3 protein-coding genes and 1 CRISPR repeat array are annotated in these 2,550 nt (G+C 36.2%); of the genes, 1 reads left to right on the top strand and 2 read right to left on the bottom strand.

Annotation, left to right across the window (positions count from 1 at the left end; translation table 11 throughout):
* A partial coding sequence (locus AN619_RS15130; RefSeq protein WP_157064892.1) for an IS3 family transposase occupies positions 1-210 on the top strand: 210 nt, incomplete at its 5' end.
* A gap of 195 nt (positions 211-405) precedes the next feature.
* Here AN619_RS15130 and AN619_RS15125 read toward each other — a convergent pair.
* Both AN619_RS15125 and AN619_RS15120 read right to left on the bottom strand, forming a co-directional pair.
* The gene (locus AN619_RS15125; protein WP_068558104.1) at positions 406-1,044 is read right to left on the bottom strand and encodes a DDE-type integrase/transposase/recombinase; all 639 of its coding nucleotides are present in this window, start codon (positions 1,042-1,044) and stop codon (positions 406-408) included.
* Between the two features lie 101 nt (positions 1,045-1,145).
* A complete protein-coding gene (locus AN619_RS15120) occupies positions 1,146-1,451 on the bottom strand; it encodes a transposase (protein WP_068558103.1) in 306 nt (101 codons plus the stop codon).
* 105 nt (positions 1,452-1,556) lie between these two features.
* Positions 1,557-2,388: direct repeats of the CRISPR family, unit length 30 nt; unit sequence GTTGATAGACTTCCTATGAGGAATTGAAAC.
* Between the last annotated feature and the right edge of the window lie 162 nt (positions 2,389-2,550).

Below are 2,550 nucleotides of genomic sequence, written 5' to 3'. Positions count from 1 at the left end.
AAGGGGTGTCCCTATGACAATGCCAGTATAGAAAGCTTTCATGCAATATTAAAGAAAGAATGTGTATACCTGAATACATTCATAGATCATGAACATGCAAAATCAGTATTATTTCAGTATATAGAAGGGTTTTATAATAGAAAACGAATCCATTCATCAATTGATTATATGACCCCAGAGCAATATGAGAATATGTGTAGAGCAGCATAGCTTGCTTTAGATTTTAAGCCTGAGGGAATACTAGCCAACCCGTAGGGCTTGCCCTTGATAAACTAATGAATAAATGCTAAAATAGCTTGTTCCGAAGGCTGTATATAGCTTGCTTTGAGTTTATCGCCTTCGGGTAAAAGTCAGGGTGCATTTATGAATAGTTTGTCAAGGGTGGCGGTAGTTGAAATAAAAAACTTAAATTTGTGTCCAAACTATTGACATAGATCCATTATAAGGAATTCGTTCATGCTCTATCCCTAGCTCTTTACAAGCATCCCCAAAGATATGACTAATATATTGAGGACCATTATCAGATCGTAGGATAGGCTTTTGATTCTGATCATAAAGCTGTCGCTTTAAAAGAGCTGTCTTTAGTGTGGTTGCAGCATCCTCAGCAGTACACCTAAGTCCCATATGAAATGCGACAATGGATCGGTCTGCCACATCAATTATGCTAAGAATATAGAGGCATCGATCTTCGCCGGCTACATAGCCGTATTTTATGTCGGTTTGCCATAGTTGATTAGATCCTGTAACAATTCTATTTCTAGCGATTCTTCTAGGATGTTTTGTTTTAATTTTTCTTTGAGGTTTTAAAAGGTTCAATTCTTTACAAAGCCTATATACCTTTTTCTTGTTGATAACAAGATGAAAATTTCTTTTAAGGGCATGGGTAATCTTTAGATAGCCATAGGCGTGTCCTTCCTCCTCTATGATTTGGACAATATATTCCTTTATTTGCTCATCAGAAATCTTCTTATTATTTTTATCAAAGGAATAGCCTGGAATGCTTCTGCCTGGAGCTTTACCCTTTGGCTTGTCTGCCGTTGACATTTTATAGTAGTAGGTTGAGCGGTTAAGCTTTAATATCCTTAAGACCTTTGTTTTAGCATAACCGGCGGCAATCCACTTATTAGCAATTTCTACTTTATCGTCTATCGATGGGTCGTTTTTTTTAAAAGATCTTCAAGTATGGCAATTTTTAAATCTTTATCACCTAGGAGCTTTTTTAAAGTCTCGTTTTCTGATTCAAGCATTCTCATTGCAGCAGTATGATCTTTGTATTCTTGGTTGACAGTTGGTTGCTTTTTAGGATTCTTAAACTCTCTTACCCATCTATTCAGCATGTTTTTATTTAAATCGTATTGTCTTGCAACTAAAGCAGCATTACCTGTTTCCATAGCTTCTTTAATAACTTTTTCCTTAAATTCCTTAGAGTATTTTCTTCTCGTCTTTGACATTTTTATTTCCCCCTCGACAATTTAATCTTAACATATTAAGATTCACTGTCCAAATACTTTAGGGGGCTAAATAGATCTTCAACTTCGAACAAAATTAGCGTGAGTGTTGATAGACTTCCTATGAGGAATTGAAACTTAGTTTATCTTCAACTTCGAACAAAATTAGCGTGAGTGTTGATAGACTTCCTATGAGGAATTGAAACCTGCCTCCGGACAGGTACATGGCTCCGGGCCGTATGGCGTTGATAGACTTCCTATGAGGAATTGAAACTCACCCAACTGCACAACATCTTCAAATATAATAGGAGTTGATAGACTTCCTATGAGGAATTGAAACATCTCCTTTGCGCCGTCTGCGCTTGCTGTTCTAATTGTTGATAGACTTCCTATGAGGAATTGAAACCAACCTTACGGAATTTGAATATAAAAGCGATATAGACCGTTGATAGACTTCCTATGAGGAATTGAAACTATAAGGAGTTCGATTGTTGATAGACCTATGAGGAAGTTGATAGACTTCCTATGAGGAATTGAAACTTAAAAATGATTGAGCACGATGATTTTTTATATTATGTTGATAGACTTCCTATGAGGAATTGAAACGCAGCCCGAAGAAGTAGGACTACCAGCACCGCCTACGTTGATAGACTTCCTATGAGGAATTGAAACACTGGTTTTGAAGATCCTTCTGAAGTTGATTGATCACGTTGATAGACTTCCTATGAGGAATTGAAACTATTTCCTTGCAATGATGGAAAGATCAGCTATGTTGGTTGATAGACTTCCTATGAGGAATTGAAACATAAATCTTTCCTTGTGTTACTATACGGATTCTTTAATGTTGATAGACTTCCTATGAGGAATTGAAACCAGAAATAAGCATAAAAAAATATACAACATTTCAAATGTTGATAGACTTCCTATGAGGAATTGAAACACACTTAAAAATACTAAATCAACTTTCGCACAAAGTTGATGTGCGATGAATATTGAAAAATCAATAGTTTTGGGCAATAAAAAAGTCCAAGAAGCCCCCTCTCTGTGATATAATAGAAGTGACAAAACCCCATTAAAATCAACGGTTGGGAGGTTCTTGAAC

It is taken from the genome of Thermotalea metallivorans, assembly GCF_001562415.1.
In the GTDB taxonomy this organism is placed as follows: domain Bacteria; phylum Bacillota; class Clostridia; order Peptostreptococcales; family Thermotaleaceae; genus Thermotalea; species Thermotalea metallivorans.
This window is presented reverse-complemented; position numbering and strand designations above follow the sequence as displayed.

Bases quoted from the DNA above. Each gene is read 5' to 3' on its own strand.
- AN619_RS15125 (WP_068558104.1), bottom strand. From the start codon at position 1,044: ATGTCAACGGCAGACAAGCCAAAGGGTAAAGCTCCAGGCAGAAGCATT.
- AN619_RS15120 (WP_068558103.1), bottom strand. From the start codon at position 1,451: ATGTCAAAGACGAGAAGAAAATACTCTAAGGAATTTAAGGAAAAAGTT.